We start from the raw sequence: 970 nt of genomic DNA, 5'->3' as shown, positions 1-970 counted from the left end.
CCGTACCGTTATGGCTGCCGGGACAGGGTAGTGCTACGCAACAGGTCGCAAGCGCGGAAGCCGCGTCGCTTGATGAACAGCTCAATGTTGAACACATGGCGCTGTCCATCCGTGTGCTTGATGCGGGTGCTGCTGCCCTGATCGCCCGTACCCGGGTGGATGTGGCCCATGTCCTGTATGATGCGACGGCACGCATGGCTACGAGTGCTACGCGTGCGGTGCATGGTGGCGAACTGGCCTCGGCGGATGGGCAGATGGCGCACGCGGCGATGGAAAACGCCCGCAATGAACTGGCCATGGCGCAGGAGGAGGCCGAAAACGCAGTTGCGTCACTGGAGATGCTTCTGGGCCGTCCGGTCGTGCCGGACCTGGCGCGGTATGGGGAGGGCGACGTCACACACGCCCGCTTCATTGCGCCCCGTGACATGGAAGACAATGACCCCCGCATCAAGGTGGCGCACCGTAATGTGGAAGCCGCCGAGGCCAACATGAAACTGGCGCGCCGTTCGTTCATGCCCAACCCGGAAATTGGTGTAGATGCCATCCATGAGAAGCAGTACGGCAGCCCGTGGGATGACCGGGTCGGGCTGAATTTCAGCATTCCCTTGCCCAGCGAGGTCCGCAATACCCCCATCATGTCTGAAGCACGCAACCGGCTGGCTACGGCCACCAGCCAGGAAACGCAGGCGCGACGCATGGTGCACCTGGAAATGATGCGCGTGCGTGAACGCCTGATTGCGGCAACCACGGCGCGGCAGACCACCCGCGCCGCCGCGGACAGCATGGAACGGCGTGCCGCGGCACAGGAACATGCATGGCGCGTGGGCGAGGCCAGTCTGGACATGGCACTTGCCGCCCGGCAGGCTGCGGCCAGCACCCGGTTGGCCAGCGCGCGGGCCGATGTGGAATGGCATGTGGCCAGCATCCGCATGCTGATCGCGACAGGTATCGTGCCATGAAGCGCATTACC

The 970-nt window shown here is 64.3% G+C and carries 1 protein-coding gene; it reads left to right on the top strand.

Annotation, left to right across the window (positions count from 1 at the left end):
• A partial coding sequence (locus DY926_RS12725) for a TolC family protein (protein ID WP_148707788.1) occupies positions 1 to 959 on the top strand: 959 nt, incomplete at its 5' end.
• Between the last annotated feature and the right edge of the window lie 11 nt (positions 960 to 970).

It is taken from the genome of Komagataeibacter melaceti, assembly GCF_003403295.1.
Taxonomy (GTDB): domain Bacteria; phylum Pseudomonadota; class Alphaproteobacteria; order Acetobacterales; family Acetobacteraceae; genus Komagataeibacter; species Komagataeibacter melaceti.
The sequence above is the reverse complement of the archived record's forward strand: the minus strand, read 5'-3'. Positions and strand labels throughout refer to the sequence as shown.